We start from the raw sequence: 21,219 nt of genomic DNA, 5'->3' as shown, positions 1-21,219 counted from the left end.
CCTCGTCGACGACGTCATCGACCCCGCCGAAACCCGCGAAGTCCTCATCCGCTCCCTGGCCATGCTCCAGACCAAACACGCCGACCTGCCCTCCCGCAAGCACGGCAACCCGCCCCAGTAACCCGGCGGACCCACCGCGGCAACCCCGCGGACCTCTCTCTCACGGAGACTGACACCCATGGACACGCCTGACATCCGCGTCGAGAAGGGCCACGCCGAGCCCGAGGAAGTCGCCGCCATCACGGCCATCCTCCTGGCGCGCGCGGCAGCCCGCCCCACCGAGACGGCCCCGGCCCACCGAGGCCGTGCCCGCGCGGGCTGGCGCCGCCTGGAACGCGAGCCCGGCTTCAGGGCACCGCACAGCTGGCGCTGACCGACCCACCGAAAAGAGGCCCTCCGCACGGAGGGCCTCTTTTCGCATGCGCGCCTTTCGGACGACGCCGCGGACGGCACACCTTCAGGGGTGCGCCGCGGACGGCACACCCTCAGAGCGCGCTGCGGACGGCCACCCCCAGGGCGCCAGGAACCGCGCGATCCACCCCGGAGCACCCGCAACCGGCACACCACAGCCCCCGGCAGCCCAATGGCCGCCGGGGGCTGTCCCACAAGCGATCGACTACCGCAGGCGCGCCATGAGCGCGTGCTCCACGAGAGTGATGAGGGTCGACTTCGCGTCCGCACGGTGCCGCGCGTCCGTCGTGATGATCGGCGTGTCCGGGCCGATCTGGAGCGCCTCGCGGACCTCGTCGGGGTTGTACGGCTGCTGGCCGTCGAACCCGTTGAGGGCGATGACGAACGGCAGGCCGCTGTTCTCGAAGTAGTCGACGGCGGGGAAGCAGTCGGCGAGCCTCCGCGTGTCGACGAGAACGACCGCGCCGATGGCGCCGCGCACCAGGTCGTCCCACATGAACCAGAAACGGTCCTGACCGGGGGTGCCGAACAGGTACAGGATCAGGTCCTGGTCCAGGGTGATGCGGCCGAAGTCCATGGCCACCGTGGTGGTGGTCTTGTCCCCGGTGTGGGTGAGGTCGTCGATGCCCGCCGAAGCAGACGTCATGACGGCCTCCGTGCGCAGCGGGTTGATCTCCGAGACGGCGCCGACGAACGTGGTCTTGCCCACGCCGAAACCGCCCGCCACCACGATCTTCGCGGAGGTGGTGGAGCGACTCTGAGAAACCGGCCCTCCGCTAGAGCTTGCGAAGTCCACTGAGCACCCTTTCGAGCAGTGTCACGTCTGGCTGGCCGCCGGCGTTCTCGTCGCCGCCGGGCTGATGGATGGCGACCAGTCCCGCCTCCGCCAAGTCGGCGACGAGGATCCTGGCCACGCCGAGGGGGATCGTGAGGAGAGCCGAGACCTCGGCCACCGACTTGATCTCTCGGCAGAGGTTGCAGATCCGCTGATGCTCGGGCAACTGGCCCTGCATCTGGTGCGGCTGCGCGGTGGTGTGCACCAGCGCCTCGATGGCGAGCTGGTAACGCGGCCTGGTGCGGCCGCCCGTCATGGCGTACGGGCGCACCAGAGGGTTGTTCGCCGCGCCGGCGGGTGCCGGCTCGGGGGCGCGGCGCGGCGGCTGCACGGGCTGGATGCGCGGCGCCGGCGGCTGGTCGTACGGCGACGGGCCGGGGCCCTGTGGCGCGTACGGCTGCCGGTGGCTCGGGGTGGAGGGGAAGTTGTACCGGTTCTGGGAACCGTCGTGCGGGCCCTGGGCAGGGTCGTACGACCAGTTGCCCGAGGGCGAACCGCCTGGGGGTGTTGCCACTTTCTCCTCCTCCGACGTGCCTGGCACCCATCGCTGTGGTAGCCGCGTCCCGAAACCTTACGGCCACGGGACGCCAAAACGCACCGTCTGTCTGTTAGTTGAGAAGGCTCCCTTGGAGCTCCGCACGAAGGTCCGGAGTCAGGACCGTACCGGCCCGGTCCACCAGAAGTGCCATCTCGTACCCAATGAGGCCGATGTCCGCCTCCGGGTGTGCGAGAACCGCGAGCGACGAACCGTCGGAAATGGACATGATGAAGAGGAATCCCCGCTCCATCTCCACAACCGTCTGGTTCACGCTGCCGCCCTCGAAGATGCGGGAAGCGCCTGCCGTCAGAGACGTCAGACCGGAGGCGACGGCCGCGAGCTGGTCGGCGCGGTCGCGGGGAAAGCCTTCGGACATCGCCAGAAGGAGTCCGTCGGCGGAGACCACCACCGTGTGGGACACCCCCGGGGTGTTGTCCACGAAGTTGGTGATCAACCAGTTCAGGTTCTGTGCCGCCTGGCTCATCGGGCTCACACTAACGCTCCTGGTTGTAGGTGCTGTCAGGACCGAAGCCCTGGCCGTTCGTTTCACTGCCTGCGCTGCGGCCTCGCTGGACACCGCGGCGCAGGTTGCTCAGCCTGCCCCGGACATCCTCCGGGGCACGGGAGACCTGCGGGCCTCCCTGGGGGGTGGTGTCGGCGGAGCCCTCGACCAGGTTGGCCCTGGGCACCCGCCGCGGCAGGCCGGAGGAGGTGACCCCGCCCGCCTTGGGCTTCCGGAGCTGCGAGGCCTGCTGCCAGCGCTCGTCGTTCGCCGACCGCCAGCCGCTGTCACCGTTGCTCTCGGCCGGGGCCGGCGGCTCCTGGTTCGCCTGCCGCGTGCCGCCCGTGCCGCTCGCGGTGGAACCGCGGCGGGGCAGTCCGGCGTCGGTCAGCTCGTGGACGGCGGAAGGGGCCGGTCCCGGACGGTCGAAGCCTACGTGGTCCGGCTCACTTGCGTCACCGGCCTGCGCGGACTCCGCTTCCGGGGCATCCGAAGAGTACTGGTTCGGATAGCTGTTCTGGTAGCCGTTCTGCTGCGGCCAGTCGTCCTGGTACGACGACTCCTCGTAGGCCGGGTACGTCTCGCCGCCGGCGGCGCGGGCACCCTCCTGGGCCGGCTCCGCATAGCCCTGCTGCGGGTAGCCGCCGTTCGCCCCGTAGGCGTCGTGCTGCGGCACGCCGCCGTTCGGCGCGTAGTACGTGTCGTCGTACGACGGCTGCTGCGGCTCCTCGTACGACGGCTGCCGGTCGTACCCGCCGGTCTGCTGCGGGTAGCCGCCGCGGCCGTCGTCGTAGCCGTGCTGCTGCCCGCCGAACTCGTCGGCGTACGGGGCCTGTTCGGCGGCCTCGTGGGCGTTCGACGGGTCGTCCTGGTCGCGGCCCTGTTCCAGGGCGGCGCGGCGCTCCTCGCGCATCAGGGAGCGGCCGACGGGGTCGAGCTCGCGGATGTCGTCGGGGACGTCGGAGTAGCGGCTGTCGTCGAAGCCCAGCTCAGCGGCGGTCCGCATCGGCTGGCTGAAGTTCTCGCCGTGGAAGTTCTGCTCCGGGATGATCTGCGAGACGGTGAACTCGTCGGCGGCCGGCTGGCTCTCGCCGCCACCGCCGTGCGTGATCGCGTCCGGCAGCATGACGAGCGAGGTCGTGCCGGCCTGCTCGCCGGAGGGTCGCAGCTGCACGCGGATGCCGTGCCGGTCGGACAGTCGGCCGACCACGAACAGGCCCATGCGCTGCGAGATCGCGGCGTCCACGGTCGGCGGGTTGGCCAGCTTGTGGTTGATGTCGGCGAAGTCCTCGGCGGTCAGGCCGATGCCCTTGTCGTGGATCTCGATCATCACGCGGCCGTCGGGCAGCCGGGTCGCGGTGACGCGGACCTTGGTCTGCGGCGAGGAGAACGTCGTGGCGTTCTCCAGCAGCTCGGCGAGCAGGTGCACGAGGTCGGTCACGGCACGGCCGTGGATCTCGGCCTCCGGGACACCGGACAGCTCGATGCGCTCGTACTGCTCCACCTCGGAGGAGGCGGCGCGCAGCACGTCCACCAGCGGCACCGGCTGGTCCCAGCGGCGGCCGGGCTCCTCGCCGGCGAGGACCAGGAGGTTCTCGCCGTTGCGGCGCATACGGGTCGCGAGGTGGTCCAGCTTGAAGAGGTTCTCCAACTGGTCCGGGTCGGCCTCGTTGTTCTCCAGGTCGGTGATGAGGGTCAGCTGGCCCTCGATGAGCGACTGGTTGCGGCGCGACAGGTTGGTGAAGATCGCGTTGATGTTGCCCCGCAGCAGGGCCTGCTCGGCGGCGAGCCGGACGGCCTCGCGGTGGACCTGGTCGAAGGCGCGGGCGACCTCGCCGATCTCGTCCGTGGAGTTGATCGGGATGGGCGCGACGCGGGTGTCGACGCGGCCGGGGTCGGTGCGGGAGAGCTGGTCGACCAGCATCGGCAGGCGCTGCTCGGCGATGCCGAAGGCGGCGTTGCGCAGGTGGCGCATCGAGTGGCTCATCTGGCGGGCCACCATGCCGGCCAGGATGAACGCGGCGAGCAGGGCGATCACGACGGCGGCGCCGGTGATGTAGGCGTCGCGCTGGGCGTCGTCGGCGATCGTGGAGGCCTCGGCCACCGCGGTGTCGGCGAGGTCCTTCTCGATCTGGCGGTAGGCGTCGAACTTGAGGGTGTTGACCGCCCACCAGTTCACCGACGACACGCCCCGCTGGGCGAGCTGGACGCGCGCGCTCTCGTCCGTGGTGCTCAGCCGGGCCAGCTCCCCGACCATGGTCTTCGGGTCGGAGGGCGGCGGCACGTAGTCCGGGTTCTGCCGCTTGGCCTCCGCGGCCTGGCGCGCGCCGTCCTTCTTGAGCTGCTCCTCGGCCCGCGCCAGCTTGTCGGCGTCCGCCTCGGTGCCGCCGCCGAGGTACTCCTCGACGGCGATGCGCTCGAGGTAGGCGTAGGAGGAGAGGGCGACGCGCTGGCTGGCGAGCTGGCTGTCGGTGGGGCCCGGCTTCTCCAGCATGTGCATGCCGATGGAGCGCTGGAGGGACAGCGCCGCCTTGGTCAGGGAGATCGCGTAGACGGTACGGCCGTAGGAGGTGATGTTGCCGGTGCCCAGACCGAGCTCGTTGGCGAACTCCATCAGGGGGTGGGCGATCTGGACGTAGCCCTCCTCGGTGGCCACGCCCTTGAGCTTGGAGGTGTAGGCGGCGGCACGCAGCGCCTGGAGCTTCGGCTCCACCTCGCGGAACAGCTTCAGACGGCGTTCCAGACCGGCCTTGTCCGGCATGTTCTGCGCGGCCCGGTCGAAGGCGTCGGCCGCCTCGTCCGTGTCCTTGCGCAGAGCCGCGACGGTCTTCTTGTCCGCCGCGGTCTGGGCGCTGCCCTTCAGCAGCGGGGCCGCCGTGGTGTCACGCTCGATGTAGAGGGCGTTGGCGTAGACGAGGGAGGCCTGTACGAGGCGTGCGGTGGTCTTGGCGTCCTCGGCGTCCCGCCAGGTGTCGATGGAGCTCTTGACCTGGAAGCCGCCCATGACGAGGCCGACCAGCACGGGTATGAGCAGGATCGCGTTGAGTCTGGTCGCCACGCGCCAGTTGCGCGGGGAGAGGCGGCCGCCGCTCGGGGTGGGAACGACCGTCGGTTCCGAACCGGGCACGGGAGCGGGCGCCGCTGTGCGCGGCGGCGGGGTGAAGTTGCCCCGGGCCGACGGCTCGGGACTGTTCTTGCTTCGCCTCACTCGACCAACAACCTCTCGGCGGTCGGCACCTACGTTGTGCCGCAGTGTCTCAGAGCCCAGGGCGCCATCGACTGTTGAGTACGTCTTTGACTAATGGGCAGTTCAGGCATTCCAGCACGGGGGCCTGCGGTCTTCCAAACATGGCAAGGGGGACGTAGCCCTTGATGCAACGCCAAGATAAAAGGGGCATAAAGAGCGATGCGCGGCAAAAGGCAGGCAATTTGTGAGCGCAGTGATACCGGATGACCGCGACGCGTGGCCGCACTACCGGTTTCCTCTGCCGAAACGTTATGAACAGCGGAGGCCGACCGTGTCCAAGGACACAGCCGGCTCCGCAGCGGTCACGGCAACTGCCTTACATCACCGCACTTTTGACACGACCTAGCGCAGTCGCGCCATCAGGGCGTGCTCCACCAGCGTGATCAGCGCGCCCTTGGCGTCGGCACGGTGCCGGGCGTCCGTCGTGATGATCGGGGTGTCGGGCCCGATCTGCAGCGCCTCGCGCACCTCCTCGGGAGCGTAGGGCTGCTGGCCGTCGAACCCGTTCAGCGCGACGACGAACGGCAGGCCGCTGTTCTCGAAGTAGTCGACGGCGGGGAAGCAGTCGGCGAGCCTCCGCGTGTCGACGAGAACGACCGCGCCGATGGCACCGCGCACCAGGTCGTCCCACATGAACCAGAAACGGTCCTGACCCGGCGTGCCGAAGAGGTACAGGATGAGGTCCTGGTCGAGCGTGATGCGGCCGAAGTCCATGGCCACCGTGGTGGTGGTCTTGTCCCCGGTGTGGGTGAGGTCGTCGATGCCCGCGCTGGCGGACGTCATGACGGCCTCCGTGCGCAGCGGGTTGATCTCCGAGACGGCGCCCACGAACGTGGTCTTGCCCACGCCGAAACCGCCCGCCACCACGATCTTCGCCGAGGTGGTCGCGCGGCCCCCGTCAGAGCTTGCGAAGTCCACTGAGCACCCTTTCGAGCAGTGTCACGTCCGGCGCGCCGGTGGTCTCGTCGCCGCCCGGCTGGTGAATCGCGACGAGACCGGCCTCCGCCAGGTCCGCGACGAGGATTCGGGCCACGCCCAGCGGCATGTTCAGCAGCGCCGACACCTCGGCGACCGACTTCACCTCACGGCAGAGGTGGCAGATGCGCTGGTGCTCCGGGAGCAGCCCCATGAGCGCTGCCGGGTCGGCCGTCGTGCTGATCAGCGCCTCGATGGCGAGCTGATAGCGGGGCCTGGTCCGTCCGCCGGTCATCGCGTACGGACGCACCAGCGGTTGGTCGCCCTCGTCCTCGTACGGCTCCGCGTACGGATCATGAGAGGCGGTGGGCGGGGTCATGAATCCTCCGGGCGGGACAGCAGGTTGGTCAGTCGTGCCGTCTGACGGGGCCGGTGGGGGGAATGTGGCGGCCGGACGGTGATTTCGTGAGACGGGTGGTGCCGGGGCGGATCAGTGAAGCAGACTTCCCTGGAGCTCGGCGCGCAGATCTGGCGTGAGCACTGCGCCCGCGCGGTCGACCAGGAGCGCCATTTCGTAGCCGACGAGGCCGATGTCGCACTCCGGGTGCGACAGCACGGCGAGTGACGAACCGTCCGAGATGGACATCAGGAAGAGGAACCCCCGTTCCATCTCCACGACCGTCTGGGCCACCGTGCCGCCGTCGAAGATCCGGGAGGCCCCGGCCGTCAGCGAGGTCAGCCCCGAGGCGACGGCCGCGAGCTGGTCGGCGCGGTCGCGCGGAAAGCCCTCCGACATCGCCAGGAGGAGACCGTCGGCGGACACGACGACGGTGTGGGACACCCCGGGGGTGTTGTCCACGAAGTTGGTGATCAACCAGTTCAGGTTCTGTGCCGCCTGGCTCATCGGGCTCAACTAACGCTCCTGCTGGTGAGAGGGCCGTGGGAAGCTGCCGGTCTGACCTGACCCGGCCTGACGACCCTGTGCGATACCCCGACGCAGATTGGTCAGCCGTCCGCGCACGTCGTCGGGCGCGCGCGAGACCTGCGGACCGCTCTGGTGCGGTTGCTGTTGAGCCGTGCCCGGGACGAGGTTCGCCCTGGGCACCCGACGCGGCAGGCCGGAGGTGGTCACGCCACCGGCGGCCGGCTGCCGCACTCGTTCTGCCTGCCGTACGAGGTCGTCGTTCGGCGAGCTGCGCCACGCGGTGGCGCCGGAACGCTGAGGGCCCGTGGGGGCCTGCGGCTGCTGCGGCGCGGCCGGGGCGGAGCCGTTGCCCTGCTCCCGCTCCTGCGCCTCCTGCCGCCCCGCGCCGTGGAACCAGTTGGTCTCCAGCGTGTCGTACAGCGGTGTACGACCGTCACCGGGACCGGCCGGGGGCAGCGCCTCGGGCTCCTGGCGGGCCGGCCGCTGGCGCGGGGCCGGCGGCCGGGGAGCGCCGAAGTCGGAGCCGCCGCGGGCGCCGTTGACGGGGCGCTGGAACTCGCCCGGGAACTGCGGGGCGTCCGCCCCGTTTCCGCGGCCCGGCAGGGCGTGGCGGCCGGTGGAGCCGCTGTCCTGGCCCGGCCCGGCGAACTGGCCGGTCGCACCGGCGTCGTAGGCCTGCGGAGCCGGGAACTGGCCCGCCGGGGACGCGTTGTCCCGGCCGACCGGGGCGCCGAAGACGTCCGGACGGACGAACTGGCCGCCGCCCTGCTGGGAGTCCGTGCCGGGGCGGGCGAACTGGCCCGTGTCCCGGGAGTTCTCCGGGGCGGAGTAGTCGGGGCGGGCGAACTCGGCCGTGGAGCCGGCGCCCTGCCGCTCGTCGTGCCGCGGGACCATCGGGAGCTCGGCGGTCGAGCCGGGGCCCTGCCGGTCGTCGTAGCGCGGCGTGCGGCCGGAGTCCTGCTCGTCGTGGCCGCGCGGGGTGTCCAGCGAGGCACGCGGCACCGCGGGCTGGGCGTTCTCGTCGCTCCAGCTCGGCCGGGACTGCTGGGTGGTGCCGCCGGGCAGCTCGGCGCGCGGACCACCGCGCGGCGGGAGCTGCGGACGCCGGCCCCGCTCGTCGCCGTTGCCGCGCTGCCTGCCGTCGAAGGCGTCCTGGTCGTTGCCCTGCGGTCCGTTCGGACCGGCCGCCTGCATGCCCTGCGGGGCGACCGGCGCCTGACCGCCGAAACCGGCACCCGCGCCGGCCGGAGCCGGACGCTGCGGGGCAGCGGCGGGACCCTGCGGGCCGCGCGGGCCGCCCGGCGCACCCGGGCGACCGCCGTCCCGGCCGGGCAGCGCGGCACGCGGCCCCTGACCGGCGCCGAGCAGTCCACCGCCGGACGGGCCGGCGCCGAGCGCGCCGCCACCGGGGCCACCGGAACCGAGCGCGCCGCCGGGGCCACCGCCCTGTCCGGCGGCACGCCGGGCCGCCGCCACACCGGCCGCGGCCTGCGCGGCGGCGGGACCACCCGTGCCCTGCTGCCCACCCTGCTTCGGCTGGGGCTTCATGCCGCCCTGGGCGACATCGACGGGCAGCATGACCAGCGCGGTCGTGCCACCGGAGTCGGACGGGCGCAGCTGGATGCGGATGCCGTGGCGCTGCGACAGCCGGCCGACCACGAACAGACCCATGCGGCGGGAGACCGAGACGTCCACGGTGGGCGGCGAGGCGAGCCGCTCGTTGATGGCCGCCAGGTCCTCCGGCGACAGACCGATACCGGTGTCGTGGATCTCGATGAGCACCCGGCCGTCGGGCAGCGCGTGACCGGTGACCTTGACCTTGGTCTGCGGCGAGGAGAACGAGGTCGCGTTCTCCAGCAGCTCGGCGAGCAGGTGCACGAGGTCGTTGACGACCCGGCCGGCCACTTCGGTGGTCGGCACGGCGGACAGCTCGATGCGCTCGTACTGCTCCACCTCGGAGGCGGCGGCACGCAGCACGTCGACCAGCGGAACGGGCCGGGTCCAGCGTCGGCCGGGCTCCTCACCCGCGAGGACGAGGAGGTTCTCACCGTTACGGCGCATGCGCGTCGCGAGGTGGTCGAGCTTGAACAGCGACGACAGCTGGTCCGGGTCGGCCTCGCGGGACTCCAGCTCGGAGATCAGCGACAGCTGGCGCTGGATCAGACCCTGGGAGCGGCGCGAGAGGTTGGTGAACATCGCGTTGACGTTGCCCCGCAGCAGGGCCTGCTCGGCGGCGAGGCGGACCGCCTCGCGGTGCACGTCGTCGAACGCCGCGGCCACCCGGCCGATCTCGTCCCGGGAGTGCACACCGACCGACTCCACGGACGTGTCGACGTCCTGCGGGTCGGACTCGGACAGCTGCTTGACCAGCTCGGGCAGGCGGTCCTGGGCGACCCGCGTCGCGGTCTCCTCCAGGCGGCGCAGCGAGCGGATCATGGACCGGGCCACGACGAAGGCGCCGACCAGCGACACACCGAGTACGAGAAGGATCAGCGCACCGGAGATGATCGCCTCGCGCTCGGAGGCGCTGCGCAGCTCGCGGGCCTTCTGCTCCATGTCCTCGAGCAGCGTGTGCTCGATCTTCTTCATCTGCTCGATCTTGGTCGAGCTGTCGTCGACCCAGTCGAGGTAGGACCGCTTGTCCAGCGACTTCAGACCCCCCGCGGAGTTCAGCGCGCGGCTGGCGTAGGTGTCGGTCGACTCGATCGTCGGGTTGCCCTCGTTGATGGGCTTGAGGAGCTCCTCGGCGTTCTCGTCGCCGTAGATGCTCTTGAAGCTGCGCAGTTCCGAGGTCTGGCTCTGCAGGGCCGACTCGGCGTAGAGCCGGTCGTTCTCGGAGAGGTCGCCGAACGAGTTGTCGTTGGCGGGCAGCGCCGCGGCGATGACGGCGCGCTGGACGGAGGCGTACTCCTTGGCGGAGGAGAACGCCGACAGCGCGCGCGTGCGCTGGATCATCTCCGGGTTGCTGGTCGCCTCCGACATGTCCTGCGAGAGGTCGAGCAGGTGGGTGATCAGACGGTGGTAGGCCTCGACCGTCTGCGTGGAGTTGTCCTCGGCCTCGTACGCGTTGGCGCGGATCTTGCTGAGGGTGTTCAGGTCGGTGGCGAGGCCGACCAGGCTGTCGCGGACGCCGAGGAGGTTGCCGTCCTTGGCCGCGTCGTCGACCTCCTCGGAGCTGGTGAGGAAGTTGTCCAGCGCGCGGTCGGTCTTGTCGCGGTAGCCCTTGACGGTGAAGCCGGTGGCCTTCGAGCCGTGGGCCAGCGGGCCCGCCGACTGGTCGCGCTCCTCCTGGAGCGCGGCGGCCAGCTCGGTGGCCTGCTTCGTCATGTCCGTCAGCAGCTTCATGTTGTCGAGCTGCTGGATGTCGTCCATGGACTGGTTGATGCGCAGCGCGCCCAGGGAGGTGGCCGCGACCACGGGCAGCGCGAGCAGCGAGACCAGTCGGGTCGAGATGCGCCAGTTGCGCAGGGCGACGCGGGAGCCGGGACCGACGGGGCCCTTGGCGGGCGACGGGGGCGACGCGGGGCCGGACGCGGACGTGCCGGGACGCCCGGGGCGCTCACCGCCGTTGCCGGACTGGCCCGGGTTGTGGGCGTGCTGGGGCGAGGAGCCGCCGGCCATCGGGCCAGTCCCGCCGTGCGGCTCCGGCTCCGCCGAAGCGCTGCCATCCCTCTTGAAACGTCCCTGCACTAGCGTCGCAACCTCTGGACCAGGCGTCCCGCCGCGCGAACGGCGAAGACGGTGTCGGCGTCTCGGGGACGCCCTGAAAACGTCCCCTTGGTGGTCGTGAGTGACCGGCGCTGGTTCCCCCTTCTCACCGCCACTCGGCGCGTCTGTGCGCCCCCTGTGCGCCGGCTCGATCCTGCGGCGGTCCGTGGAATTCCAGCACAGTGCAGGATCTCCAACAAGGCCCGTGGGTCAGCCTGTGGACAACGGTGACGCCTTGTGAGTGTTGGGTCACCGGGTGTGGAAAGAGATCCATGGCAAAACGGACCAACGTCCGCGAGTTGCCGCGGTCTGCCGGGTGTCCCAGTCGCCATGATCAGGAGCGGAATGATGGCTTCAGGTGGGCAATGTCCGTTTCGTTGAGGGCGAGTGCCGGTGTGAATTGACTGATTTGCCCGCTGTTCCGTGAGCAAACTCACACACTGATCATGAGCTCTTCACCGCATGGCCGGGAAGTTGAATGTTTAGCCTGACGCTTTACAGAGATGGCAAATCCGACAACCCGCGCCTGGGCGGCGTCCGCTGACGCTCCCCGGGCGCCCGGACGACAAGGTCTCCTGCAACCGTGAAGACGACGATGATGTTCCACAAGATCGCCAATCCGCAACGCACGACGCTGGCCCACCTGAAGGGCGCCGACGAACTGCAGACGCCGGAGCAGCCGGAGCACAGCGTCGAGCTTCCCGCCCAGACGGCCAACCCCAGGCGCACAGTCCTGGACGAGATCCCGGCCGGAGTCTCCGCCGGCCAGTAGCCGCAGCGCAAACGAGGGCGCCCGTTTCGAAGGGCGCCCTTCGTCGTGCCGTGCCCCGCGCATTGCGGCGCGAGCCGTCGCGCCCCGCGCCGCAATGCGCGGGGCGCGGGCCCGCTGCCGAGTTAGCCTGGAGCGTCAGACTCCAGCCGCTTCAGTCAAGGGGCCAAGCATCCCGTGCGCATCGCCAGATTCTCCATCGACGGGAACGTAGCCTTCGGAGCCGTCGAGGGCGACAAGCCCGGCGAACTCGTCCTCGACATCATCAAGGGCATCCCGTTCGCGGACTTCGAGCTCTCCGGCACCAAGGTCCCGGTGAGCAAGGTACGGCTGCTCCCGCCGGTGCTCCCCAACAAGGTCGTCGCCTTCGGCCGCAACTACGCCGACCACGCGCGGGAGCTCGGCAACGAGGTCCCCGACGCCCCGTTCGCCTTCTTCAAGCCGTCGACCTCCGTGATCGGGCCCGGCGACGAGATCCAGTACCCGTCGTTCTCCGAGGAACTGCACCACGAGGCCGAGCTGGCCGTCGTCATCGGCCGCATGTGCCGCGAGGTGCCCCGCGCGCGCGTCAAGGACGTGATCTTCGGCTACACCTGCGCCAACGACGTCACCGCGCGCGACGTCCAGAAGCGCGAGAAGCAGTGGGCCCGCGCCAAGGGCTTCGACACCTCGTGCCCGCTGGGCCCCTGGGTGGAGACCGAGCTCGACCCGGGCGACCTGACCATCCAGCTCACGGTCGACGGGCAGCAGCGCCAACTCGGCCGCACCAGCGAGATGATCCACTCCATCGAGGACCTGATCGTCAACATCACCGAGGCCATGACGCTGCTCCCCGGCGACGTGATCCTCACCGGCACCCCGGCAGGGGTCGGCCCCCTCAACGTCGGCGACGAGGTCGCCGTCACCATCGAAGGCATCGGCACTCTCACCAACAAGGTTGTCAAGCGTGGCTAGCGCATCCGCCCCAATCCGTGTCCGTTTCTGCCCCTCGCCCACCGGTAACCCCCACGTGGGCCTGGTCCGCACCGCCCTGTTCAACTGGGCGTTCGCCCGGCACCACCAGGGCACGCTCGTCTTCCGCATCGAGGACACCGACGCGGCCCGCGACTCCGAGGAGTCCTACAACCAGCTCCTGGACTCCATGCGCTGGCTGGGCTTCGACTGGGACGAGGGCCCCGAGGTCGGCGGCCCGCACGCGCCGTACCGCCAGTCGCAGCGCATGGACATCTACCGGGACGTCGCCCAGAAGCTCCTGGACGCCGGCCACGCCTACCGCTGCTACTGCTCCCAGGAGGAGCTGGACACCCGCCGCGAGGCCGCCCGCGCCGCCGGCAGGCCCTCCGGCTACGACGGCCACTGCCGCGAGCTGACCGCCGCGCAGGTCGAGGAGTACGAGGCACAGGGCCGACAGCCCATCGTCCGCTTCCGCATGCCCGACGAGACGATCACCTTCACCGACCTGGTCCGCGGCGAGCTGACCTTCACCCCGGAGAACGTCCCGGACTACGGCATCGTCCGCGCCAACGGCGCCCCGCTGTACACGCTGGTCAACCCGGTCGACGACGCGCTGATGGAGATCACGCACGTGCTGCGCGGCGAGGACCTGCTGTCCTCCACCCCGCGCCAGATCGCCCTGTACAAGGCGCTGATCGAGCTGGGCATCGCCAAGGAGATCCCGTCCTTCGGCCACCTGCCGTACGTGATGGGCGAGGGCAACAAGAAGCTCTCCAAGCGCGACCCGCAGTCCAGCCTGAACCTGTACCGCGAGCGCGGCTTCCTCCCCGAGGGCCTGCTCAACTACCTCTCCCTGCTCGGCTGGTCCCTCTCCGCCGACCAGGACATCTTCACGACGGACGAGATGGTCGCCGCCTTCGACGTCACCGACGTGAACCCGAACCCGGCCCGCTTCGACCTGAAGAAGTGCGAGGCGATCAACGCCGACCACATCCGCATGCTCGACGTGAAGGACTTCACCGAGCGCTGCGCCCCGTGGCTGAAGGCCCCCTTCGCGCCCTGGGCCCCGGAGGACTTCGACGAGGCCAAGTGGCAGGCGATCGCCCCGCACGCGCAGACCCGCCTGAAGGTCCTCTCCGAGATCACCGACAACGTCGACTTCCTGTTCCTGCCGGAGCCGGTGGAGGACGAGGCGAGCTGGGCGAAGGCCATGAAGGACGGCTCGGACGCCCTGCTGCGCACGGCCCGCGAGAAGCTGGAGGCGGCGGACTGGACCTCCCCGGAGTCCCTGAAGGAGGCCGTCCTGGCCGCCGGCGAGGCCCACGGCCTCAAGCTCGGCAAGGCCCAGGCCCCGGTCCGCGTCGCCGTCACCGGCCGCACGGTCGGCCTGCCCCTCTTCGAGTCCCTGGAGATCCTGGGCAAGGACACGACGCTGGCCCGCATCGACGCGGCCCTCGCCAAGCTCGCCGCGTGAGCGCCTGAACGACCACGTCCGGCAGGGCGGCAGCCGACCCGGCTGCCGCCCTGCCCCGTTCACGACGGGCCCGGCGCGGCCGGACGGCGGCCGGCGCCGGTAAACGCCCGGCACGCACGGCGGCGCGGGCGCTACCGTCGGCGGCATGAGCGTCAGAGCCGTGGTGTGGGACGTCGACGACACCCTCTTCGACTACACGTCCGCCGACCGCGCCGGCATGCGCGGCCATCTCGCCGCCGAGGGCCTCCTCGCGGCGTACGAGGGCGTCGAGCAGGCCCTCGGCCGCTGGCGGGAGATCACCGACCGCCAGTGGGCCCGGTTCGCGGCCGGGGAGGTGTCGTTCGAGGACCAGCGGCGCGACCGCGTCCGGGTCTTCGTGGGCCGCGACCTGACCGACGCCGAGGCCGACGCCTGGTTCCAGCGCTACATCGGCCACTACGAGGCCGCCTGGGCGATCTTCCCCGACGTCCTGCCCGTCCTGGACGCCCTCGCGGACAGCCACCGGCACGCCGTGCTGTCCAACTCCAGCCTCCACGTCCAGGACCGCAAGCTGCGCGTGCTCGGTCTCCACGACCGCTTCGAGGCCATCCTGTGCGCCGCCGAACTGGGCGTCTCCAAGCCCGAGGCCGCGGCCTTCCGGGCGGCCTGCGACGCCCTCGGCCTCCCCGCGCACGAGGTCGCGTACGTCGGCGACCACCCGGAGATCGACGGGCGCGGCGCCGCCGAGGCGGGTCTGCTGTCGGTGTGGATCGACCGGGGCGGCGCGTACGCCACGCTGGAACCCCCGCGGGGCCCCCACCGCATCGCGTCGCTGGCCGAACTCCCCGCGATCCTCGGCGCCGATACTCGTTTTGGAGCCCCGTCCACCTTCAGGTAATGTTCTTCCTGCGCCGCGGGGAGCGGGCCGAAAGGCCGGAAACCCGGAGCGCAGAACTAGAACGAGATCCCCTCCGGGGCTTGCGTTCCAGTGGCCTATGGTGTAATTGGCAGCACGACTGATTCTGGTTCAGTTAGTCTTGGTTCGAGTCCAGGTAGGCCAGCTCGCAGAGCTCATCTGCACCGCGGATCACTTCCGCAAGCCCCCGTTGTGTAGCGGCCTAGCACGCTGCCCTCTCAAGGCAGTAGCGCCGGTTCGAATCCGGTCGGGGGTACGGATCCTTCGGGATCAGGGCCCCCGTTGTGTAGCGGCCTAGCACGCCGCCCTCTCAAGGCGGTAGCGCCGGTTCGAATCCGGTCGGGGGTACTCAGAGGTCTAAACCACCTTTGGTCTATGGTGTAATTGGCAGCACGACTGATTCTGGTTCAGTTAGTCTTGGTTCGAGTCCAGGTAGACCAGCTCGGACCTGCGGAAACGCAAGGTCCACGCCCCCGTTGTGTAGCGGCCTAGCACGCCGCCCTCTCAAGGCGGTAGCGCCGGTTCGAATCCGGTCGGGGGTACGGAACGACGACCCCCCGCCTCAGCGAAAGCTCGCTGAGGCGGGGGGCTGTCTCTGTTGTACGGCGAGTGCGGGTCGTCCGTGGGCGCTCGCGCAGTTGCCCGCGCCCCTTCGAGTCGGATCGCGCACGTCCCCGGAGCCTGCCGCGGCGTTGGGGCCGGCCTCGGGGACGCTGCGCGAGTCGTTGTTGCCGCTGGGGATCAACTGGAGCGGCGCAGCGCCTCGGAGAGGCGGCCGGCGGCGTCGATGACCGCCTGGGCGTGCATACGGCCCGGGTGACGCGTCAGGCGCTCGATGGGGCCGGAGACCGACACGGCGGCCACCACGCGGTTGGAGGGGCCGCGCACGGGCGCGGAGACGGAGGCCACCCCGGGCTCCCGCTCGCCGATCGACTGGGCCCAGCCGCGGCGCCTGACGCCCGACAGGGCCGTCGCCGTGAAACGGGCGCCCTGCAGGCCGCGGTGCAGCCGCTCGGGCTCTTCCCAGGCCATCAGGATCTGCGCCGAGGAGCCGGCCTTCATCGTGAGCGTGGAGCCGACCGGGACCGTGTCCCTCAGGCCCGACAGCCGCTCCGCCGCGGCGACGCAGATGCGCATGTCGCCCTGGCGGCGGTACAGCTGAGCGCTCTCGCCCGTGACGTCACGGAGGTGGGTGAGGACCGGTCCGGCCGTCGCCAGCAGGCGGTCCTCGCCCGCGGCCGCGGCCAGCTCCGCCAGGCGGGGGCCGAGGATGAACCGGCCCTGCATGTCGCGCGCCACCATGCGGTGGTGTTCCAGGGCCACGGCCAGGCGGTGGGCCGTGGGTCGTGCCAGTCCGGTCGCTCCGACCAGACCCGCGAGGGTGGCCGGACCGGACTCCAGAGCGCTCAGGACGAGGGCCGCCTTGTCCAGAACGCCGACGCCGCTACTGTTGTCCATGCAACGATACTTGCGTCTCACTCTGTGAAACGCAAGTTCAATTTTCCGTGGAACACGCCACTCTGGAAAACACGAAGGCACAGCGGCCCGTGACCGGGCCTGGCGGCGGACGCCCGGAAACAGGGGCGCGGGCGCCGTCTCCTCTGAAGATCTCTAGTTGGGCCGGCGCACTCCTTGCCGGCCGGAGGGAAAGCGATGGGTAGGACACTCGCGGAGAAGGTCTGGGACGACCACGTCGTCCGGCGCGCCGAGGGCGAGCCCGACCTCCTCTACATCGATCTGCACCTGCTGCACGAGGTGACCAGCCCGCAGGCCTTCGACGGCCTCCGCAAGAGCGGGCGCACGGTGCGCCGGCTCGACCTGACCATCGCGACCGAGGACCACAACACCCCGACCATCGACATCGACAAGCCCATCGCCGACCCGGTCTCCCGCGTCCAGCTGGAGACGCTGCGCGCGAACTGCGCCGAGTTCGGCGTCCGGCTGCACCCGCTGGGCGACGTCGAGCAGGGCGTCGTGCACGTCGTCGGCCCGCAGCTGGGCCTGACCCAGCCCGGCACCACGGTCGTCTGCGGCGACTCGCACACCTCCACGCACGGCGCCTTCGGCGCGCTGGCCTTCGGCATCGGCACCTCCCAGGTCGAGCACGTGCTGGCCACCCAGACGCTGCCGATGTCCCGCCCGAAGACCATGGCGATCACGGTCAACGGCGAACTCCCCGAGGGTGTCACGGCCAAGGACCTGATCCTGGCGATCATCGCGAAGATCGGCACCGGCGGCGGCCAGGGCTACGTCCTGGAGTACCGCGGCGAGGCCGTCGAGAAGCTCTCGATGGAAGCCCGGATGACCATCTGCAACATGTCGATCGAGGCCGGCGCCCGCGCGGGCATGATCGCCCCCGACGAGACCACCTTCGCGTACCTCAAGGGCCGCCCGCACGCCCCGCAGGGCGCCGACTGGGACGCCGCCGTCGAGTACTGGAAGACGCTGCGCACCGACGACGACGCCGAGTTCGACGCCGAGGTCGTCATCGAGGCCGCCGAACTGTCGCCGTTCGTCACCTGGGGCACCAACCCGGGCCAGGGCGCGCCGCTTTCGGCGCACGTCCCCGACCCCGCTTCGTACGAAGACGCTTCGGAGCGCTTCGCCGCCGAAAAGGCCCTGGAATACATGGGGTTGGAGGCCGGGCAGCCGCTGCGCTCCATCAAGGTGGACACCGTCTTCGTAGGTTCCTGCACCAACGGCCGCATCGAGGACCTGCGCGCCGCCGCCGAGATCCTGCGCAGCCGCAAAGTCGCCGAAGGCGTACGGATGCTGGTCGTCCCCGGCTCCGCGCGGGTCGGTCTGCAGGCCGTCTCCGAGGGCCTGGACGTGGTCTTCAAGGAGGCCGGCGCCGAATGGCGGCACGCGGGCTGCTCGATGTGCCTGGGCATGAACCCGGACCAGCTCGCCCCCGGTGAGCGCTCCGCGTCCACCTCCAACCGCAACTTCGAGGGCCGGCAGGGCAAGGGCGGCCGTACGCACCTGGTGTCGCCGCAGGTCGCGGCCGCCACGGCGGTCCTGGGCCACCTGGCATCGCCGGCCGACCTGTCCGACGCCGAAGTCCGTACGCCCGCTGGAGTCTGAGAGTCATGGAAGCATTCACCACCCACACCGGCCGGGCCGTCCCGCTGCGCCGCAGCAACGTCGACACGGATCAGATCATCCCCGCCCACTGGCTCAAGAAGGTGACGCGGGACGGGTTCGAGGACGGGCTGTTCGAGGCCTGGCGCAAGGACCCGGAGTTCGTCCTCAACCGCCCCGAGCGGCAGGGCGCCACGGTCCTGGTCGCCGGCCCCGACTTCGGCACCGGCTCCTCCCGTGAGCACGCCGTCTGGGCGCTGCAGAACTACGGCTTCAAGGCCGTGATCTCCTCGCGGTTCGCCGACATCTTCCGCGGCAACTCGCTCAAGAACGGCCTGTTCACGGTGGTTCTGGACCAGAAGATCGTGGATTCCCTGTGGGAGCTCACGGAGCAGGACCCCACGGCCGAGGTCACGGTGGACCTTGAGGCGCGTGAGGTGCGCGCCGGGGGCATCACCGCCGCCTTCGAGCTGGACGAGAACGCCCGCTGGCGGCTGCTGAACGGCCTGGACGACATCTCCATCACGCTCCAGAACGAGGCCGACATCGCCGCGTACGAGGCGAAGCGCCCGGCGTTCAAGCCGAGCACCGTCCAGGCCTGATCCGTCCGACGCGTCCGACGCGTCCGGCATCAAGGCCTGACCCAGGTCGAGTTTCGGCCACCGCGACACCCCCGCCGTACCCCCGATCAGCCCGATCGGGGGTACGGCCTTTTCTGTACCCGAACGGCCCTGGAGCGCCTGGCGGTCGTTGCCAACTTCCCACGTTAGAGCGGTGGTTGCCGGGGTACGCGAGGTTCGTGGCCGCGGTGGCCGCACATGCCAGGAAGGTCGTTCCGGGCGGCAGTTGCGCCCTGCGCAGGCGACAACTTGCCCCAGATGGCACAATCTGTGCATGGAACACGACGGCCAACTCCAGCTCTATGCGGCGGTCGCGGTCCAACTCAAGGAAGCGCACGCAAGGGTGCGCGCACTGCAAGTCCCGGAGGGCGTACGGATGGCGCTGACCCGGAAGCTGCTGGTCATTACGGCCGTGGCCAAGCACGATCTCGCCGATGCGGCAAGGCGTCTGGAGCGGTTCACGACGGACCTCGACGAGGGTCGCCTCCCCGAAGAGGAACGCTGAACAGCCCGAGACGGCCCGAGTCCGTTGCGGCACAAGGGTGATAAGCCCGTTTCGTGTTTGATTTGCGGTATATATCTGCCTAACGTGCGAAAAAGCTTGAACACTTTCGTTCTGGCGATGTCTCCGAAGGGGAAGACGTGAACAAGGCGCAGCTCGTAGAAACGATTGCCGACAAGATGGGTGGCCGCCAGCAGGCCGCCGATGCTGTCGACGCGGTCCTGGACGCCATCGTCCGCGCGGTCGTCGCGGGTGACCGGGTCTCGGTCACCGGCTTCGGTTCCTTCGAGAAGGTCGACCGCCCCGCCCGGTACGCCCGCAATCCCCAGACGGGCGAGCGGGTTCGGGTCAAGAAGACCTCGGTGCCCCGCTTCCGCGCGGGTCAGGGCTTCAAGGACCTGGTGAGCGGCTCGAAGAAGCTCCCGAAGAACGACGTCGCCGTGAAGAAGGCGCCCAAGGGCAGCCTGTCCGGCGCGCCGCCCACCATCGCCAAGTCCGCCGGAAAGAAGGCCGCGGCGAAGAAGACGGGCGCGGCGGCGAAGTCCACCGCGGCGAGGAAGACCACCGCCAAGAAGGCCACCGCCCGTACGACGGCCGCGGCCAAGAAGACCACGGCGAAGAAGGCGCCCGCCAAGAAGACCACGGCGACCGCCAAGACCACCGCCGCCAAGAAGACAACCGCGAAGAAGACGGCGGCCAAGAACGCTCCGGCGAAGAAGGCGACGGCCAAGAAGGCCCCCGCCAAGAAGTCGACCGCCCGCAAGACCACCGCCAAGAAGGCCACCGCCCGCAAGAAGTAAGCGGCACAGGGGCACTCACGCGCCGGGCTGGACTCCGCGTCGGAGTCCGGCCCGCGGCGTGTCAGAAGGTCTGCAGCGTCACGAGCGTGATCCGCCGGGCCTCGCCCTCGCCGTCCGTCTCGACGCGCACCCGCTGGCCGGGCCGCAGCAGCCGCAGGCCCCCCGCGTCGAACGCCGCCGCGTCGAAGGGCACCGGGGTGCCGTCGTCCAGCAGCACCTGCCCGCTGCGGCTTTCCGGGTCGTACGTGTATGCGGTCGCCTGCATGACGGCAGCCTACTGCCCCGGTATCAGCAACCGCGCGGCGACCGCGGCCGTGTGGGAGCCCACGCCCAGCGCGAGCGCCGCGCGCAGATCGTCCCCGGTGTCCACGTCCTGCCGTACGGAGTCCACCGCGTCCAGCAGCAGTTCCGCGGCGCCGGACGCGCGGTGGCGGGACCGGGAGTCCGGGCCGAACGCCGGCCGCAATTCCCGGGCCGGGGCCGCGGTCAGCAGCGTCGTGCCGATTCCGGCCGCATCGCCGAGAAAAGCGCGGGGGAATTCCGCCGCCCCGTCCAGTACCCGTGCCAATTCCGGTGGGCGAAGCGCGGGAAGATCGGCGTTCAGAGCGGCCACGGGACTTTCGCGACGCGTTGCCCGTACGACCGCCGCCGCATGCGCGAGAGCCGCGTTGAGCCCGGTTCCCGGCTCGTCCGCGATGATCCGGGCGCCCAGTGCGGAAAGCTCCCGGCCGGCCCGGACGTCGTCCGTGACGACTGCCACATCACGCACCGCGGGGCAGGCCAGCGCGGCGGCCACCGTGTCCTGCGCGAACGCCAGCGCCAGACCTGGGCGCAGCCCTTCGTCCGCCGTGTCCGAGAGCCTGCTCTTGGCGTGCGCCAAAGGCTTCAGGGGTATGACCAGGGTCCACTGCACCGGCGTTCCGTCCCTCCCTTGTCGCGGCCATTGTCACCCGGGCCATCCGGCGCCGCCGTCGCCGGGCGTACGGTGTTCTCGACAGACAGACGGCCCGGGGCGACACTTGTGCGGCCCCCCAGGCCCTAGA

General features: G+C 70.5%; 21 protein-coding genes and 5 tRNA genes. 15 read left to right on the top strand and 11 right to left on the bottom strand.

The window, feature by feature from the left end:
• The coding region (locus tag QC282_RS32350) for a carboxyl transferase domain-containing protein (protein WP_336621083.1) at window positions 1–121 on the top strand (121 nt) is incomplete at its 5' end.
• A gap of 57 nt (window positions 122–178) precedes the next feature.
• A complete protein-coding gene (locus QC282_RS22755; protein ID WP_279551384.1) occupies window positions 179–373 on the top strand; it encodes an acyl-CoA carboxylase subunit epsilon in 195 nt (64 codons plus the stop codon).
• Window positions 374–616: 243 nt separating this feature from the next.
• Here the strand turns inward: QC282_RS22755 and QC282_RS22750 are convergent, their stop codons facing one another.
• The 8 genes from QC282_RS22750 to QC282_RS22715 form a co-directional block, all read right to left on the bottom strand.
• Complete coding sequence (locus QC282_RS22750; protein WP_279551383.1) at window positions 617–1,207, bottom strand: ATP/GTP-binding protein; 591 nt, start codon at window positions 1,205–1,207, stop codon at window positions 617–619.
• Window positions 1,188–1,760, bottom strand: a complete 573-nt coding sequence (locus QC282_RS22745; RefSeq protein ID WP_279551382.1) for a DUF742 domain-containing protein — start codon at window positions 1,758–1,760, stop codon at window positions 1,188–1,190. Before QC282_RS22745 ends, QC282_RS22750 begins: the two co-directional genes overlap by 20 nt.
• A 94-nt stretch (window positions 1,761–1,854) precedes the next feature.
• Window positions 1,855–2,268, bottom strand: a complete 414-nt coding sequence (locus QC282_RS22740) for a roadblock/LC7 domain-containing protein (protein WP_004983065.1) — start codon at window positions 2,266–2,268, stop codon at window positions 1,855–1,857.
• Window positions 2,269–2,278: 10 nt separating this feature from the next.
• On the bottom strand, window positions 2,279–5,494 hold the full coding sequence (locus QC282_RS22735; protein WP_279551381.1) for a nitrate- and nitrite sensing domain-containing protein: 3,216 nt from the start codon (window positions 5,492–5,494) through the stop codon (window positions 2,279–2,281).
• 381 nt (window positions 5,495–5,875) lie between these two features.
• A complete protein-coding gene (locus QC282_RS22730) occupies window positions 5,876–6,451 on the bottom strand; it encodes an ATP/GTP-binding protein (protein ID WP_279551380.1) in 576 nt (191 codons plus the stop codon).
• Window positions 6,432–6,827, bottom strand: coding sequence for a DUF742 domain-containing protein (locus QC282_RS22725; protein ID WP_159535968.1), 396 nt, complete (start codon window positions 6,825–6,827; stop codon window positions 6,432–6,434). The genes QC282_RS22730 and QC282_RS22725 overlap by 20 nt, the downstream gene beginning before the upstream one ends.
• 111 nt (window positions 6,828–6,938) lie before the next feature.
• Window positions 6,939–7,352: a roadblock/LC7 domain-containing protein gene (locus tag QC282_RS22720; protein ID WP_279551389.1), complete on the bottom strand. Its 414-nt coding sequence runs from the start codon at window positions 7,350–7,352 to the stop codon at window positions 6,939–6,941.
• Window positions 7,353–7,361: 9 nt separating this feature from the next.
• Entirely contained in the window at window positions 7,362–11,063 is a 3,702-nt protein-coding gene (locus QC282_RS22715; protein WP_279551379.1) for a nitrate- and nitrite sensing domain-containing protein, read from the bottom strand.
• 601 nt (window positions 11,064–11,664) lie between these two features.
• Here QC282_RS22715 and QC282_RS22710 point away from each other — a divergent pair.
• From QC282_RS22710 to QC282_RS22670, 9 genes are all read left to right on the top strand, one after another.
• Window positions 11,665–11,853, top strand: a complete 189-nt coding sequence (locus QC282_RS22710) for a hypothetical protein (protein WP_279551378.1) — start codon at window positions 11,665–11,667, stop codon at window positions 11,851–11,853.
• Between the two features lie 174 nt (window positions 11,854–12,027).
• Window positions 12,028–12,804, top strand: a complete 777-nt coding sequence (locus QC282_RS22705; protein ID WP_279551377.1) for a fumarylacetoacetate hydrolase family protein — start codon at window positions 12,028–12,030, stop codon at window positions 12,802–12,804.
• A complete protein-coding gene (gltX, locus tag QC282_RS22700) occupies window positions 12,797–14,278 on the top strand; it encodes a glutamate--tRNA ligase (RefSeq protein ID WP_279551376.1) in 1,482 nt (493 codons plus the stop codon). The genes QC282_RS22705 and gltX overlap by 8 nt, the downstream gene beginning before the upstream one ends.
• 145 nt (window positions 14,279–14,423) lie before the next feature.
• Window positions 14,424–15,155, top strand: a complete 732-nt coding sequence (locus tag QC282_RS22695) for an HAD family hydrolase (RefSeq protein ID WP_279551375.1) — start codon at window positions 14,424–14,426, stop codon at window positions 15,153–15,155.
• A 91-nt stretch (window positions 15,156–15,246) separates the two neighbouring features.
• Window positions 15,247–15,318, top strand: a tRNA-Gln gene (locus tag QC282_RS22690).
• A gap of 38 nt (window positions 15,319–15,356) precedes the next feature.
• A tRNA-Glu gene (locus tag QC282_RS22685) sits at window positions 15,357–15,429 on the top strand.
• Window positions 15,430–15,448: 19 nt separating this feature from the next.
• Window positions 15,449–15,521: transfer RNA gene (locus QC282_RS22680), tRNA-Glu, on the top strand.
• Between the two features lie 21 nt (window positions 15,522–15,542).
• Window positions 15,543–15,614 (top strand) — tRNA-Gln (locus tag QC282_RS22675).
• A 28-nt stretch (window positions 15,615–15,642) separates the two neighbouring features.
• Window positions 15,643–15,715 (top strand) — tRNA-Glu (locus QC282_RS22670).
• Between the two features lie 199 nt (window positions 15,716–15,914).
• Here QC282_RS22670 and ndgR read toward each other — a convergent pair.
• A complete protein-coding gene (gene ndgR / locus QC282_RS22665) occupies window positions 15,915–16,631 on the bottom strand; it encodes an IclR family transcriptional regulator NdgR (protein WP_279551374.1) in 717 nt (238 codons plus the stop codon).
• 195 nt (window positions 16,632–16,826) lie between these two features.
• Between ndgR and leuC the strand changes: the two genes are divergently transcribed.
• The 4 genes from leuC (at window position 16,827) to QC282_RS22645 (ending at window position 20,176) form a co-directional block, all read left to right on the top strand.
• Entirely contained in the window at window positions 16,827–18,257 is a 1,431-nt protein-coding gene (leuC, locus tag QC282_RS22660) for a 3-isopropylmalate dehydratase large subunit (RefSeq protein ID WP_279551373.1), read from the top strand.
• A 5-nt stretch (window positions 18,258–18,262) separates the two neighbouring features.
• Window positions 18,263–18,856 carry a 3-isopropylmalate dehydratase small subunit gene (gene leuD, locus QC282_RS22655; RefSeq protein WP_279551372.1) on the top strand — a complete coding sequence of 198 codons (594 nt, stop codon included), beginning with the start codon at window positions 18,263–18,265 and terminating at the stop codon, window positions 18,854–18,856.
• A 292-nt stretch (window positions 18,857–19,148) separates the two neighbouring features.
• Window positions 19,149–19,379, top strand: a complete 231-nt coding sequence (locus QC282_RS22650; protein WP_279551371.1) for a hypothetical protein — start codon at window positions 19,149–19,151, stop codon at window positions 19,377–19,379.
• 137 nt (window positions 19,380–19,516) lie between these two features.
• Window positions 19,517–20,176: an HU family DNA-binding protein gene (locus tag QC282_RS22645; protein ID WP_279551370.1), complete on the top strand. Its 660-nt coding sequence runs from the start codon at window positions 19,517–19,519 to the stop codon at window positions 20,174–20,176.
• 61 nt (window positions 20,177–20,237) lie between these two features.
• On the opposite strand, the gene QC282_RS22640 is transcribed toward QC282_RS22645, so the two are convergent.
• Complete coding sequence (locus QC282_RS22640; protein ID WP_279551369.1) at window positions 20,238–20,441, bottom strand: hypothetical protein; 204 nt, start codon at window positions 20,439–20,441, stop codon at window positions 20,238–20,240.
• A gap of 9 nt (window positions 20,442–20,450) precedes the next feature.
• A complete protein-coding gene (gene cofC, locus QC282_RS22635; RefSeq protein WP_279551368.1) occupies window positions 20,451–21,089 on the bottom strand; it encodes a 2-phospho-L-lactate guanylyltransferase in 639 nt (212 codons plus the stop codon).
• Window positions 21,090–21,219 lie beyond the last annotated feature (130 nt).

Origin of the sequence: Streptomyces sp. DH24 (assembly GCF_029813775.1) — a bacterium.
GTDB lineage: Bacteria > Actinomycetota > Actinomycetes > Streptomycetales > Streptomycetaceae > Streptomyces.
Note: the sequence above shows the minus strand (reverse complement) of the source record. Positions and strands in the feature narration are given on the sequence as shown.

What these genes read in the sequence shown, in the direction of transcription:
- QC282_RS22755 (WP_279551384.1), top strand. Translation starts at nt 179, where the DNA reads ATGGACACGCCTGACATCCGCGTCGAGAAGGGCCACGCCGAGCCCGAG.
- QC282_RS22740 (WP_004983065.1), bottom strand. Translation starts at nt 2,268, where the DNA reads ATGAGCCAGGCGGCACAGAACCTGAACTGGTTGATCACCAACTTCGTG.
- QC282_RS22725 (WP_159535968.1), bottom strand. Translation starts at nt 6,827, where the DNA reads ATGACCCCGCCCACCGCCTCTCATGATCCGTACGCGGAGCCGTACGAG.
- QC282_RS22720 (WP_279551389.1), bottom strand. Translation starts at nt 7,352, where the DNA reads ATGAGCCAGGCGGCACAGAACCTGAACTGGTTGATCACCAACTTCGTG.
- QC282_RS22695 (WP_279551375.1), top strand. Translation starts at nt 14,424, where the DNA reads ATGAGCGTCAGAGCCGTGGTGTGGGACGTCGACGACACCCTCTTCGAC.
- ndgR (WP_279551374.1), bottom strand. Translation starts at nt 16,631, where the DNA reads ATGGACAACAGTAGCGGCGTCGGCGTTCTGGACAAGGCGGCCCTCGTC.
- leuC (WP_279551373.1), top strand. Translation starts at nt 16,827, where the DNA reads ATGGGTAGGACACTCGCGGAGAAGGTCTGGGACGACCACGTCGTCCGG.
- leuD (WP_279551372.1), top strand. Translation starts at nt 18,263, where the DNA reads ATGGAAGCATTCACCACCCACACCGGCCGGGCCGTCCCGCTGCGCCGC.
- QC282_RS22650 (WP_279551371.1), top strand. Translation starts at nt 19,149, where the DNA reads ATGGAACACGACGGCCAACTCCAGCTCTATGCGGCGGTCGCGGTCCAA.
- QC282_RS22640 (WP_279551369.1), bottom strand. Translation starts at nt 20,441, where the DNA reads ATGCAGGCGACCGCATACACGTACGACCCGGAAAGCCGCAGCGGGCAG.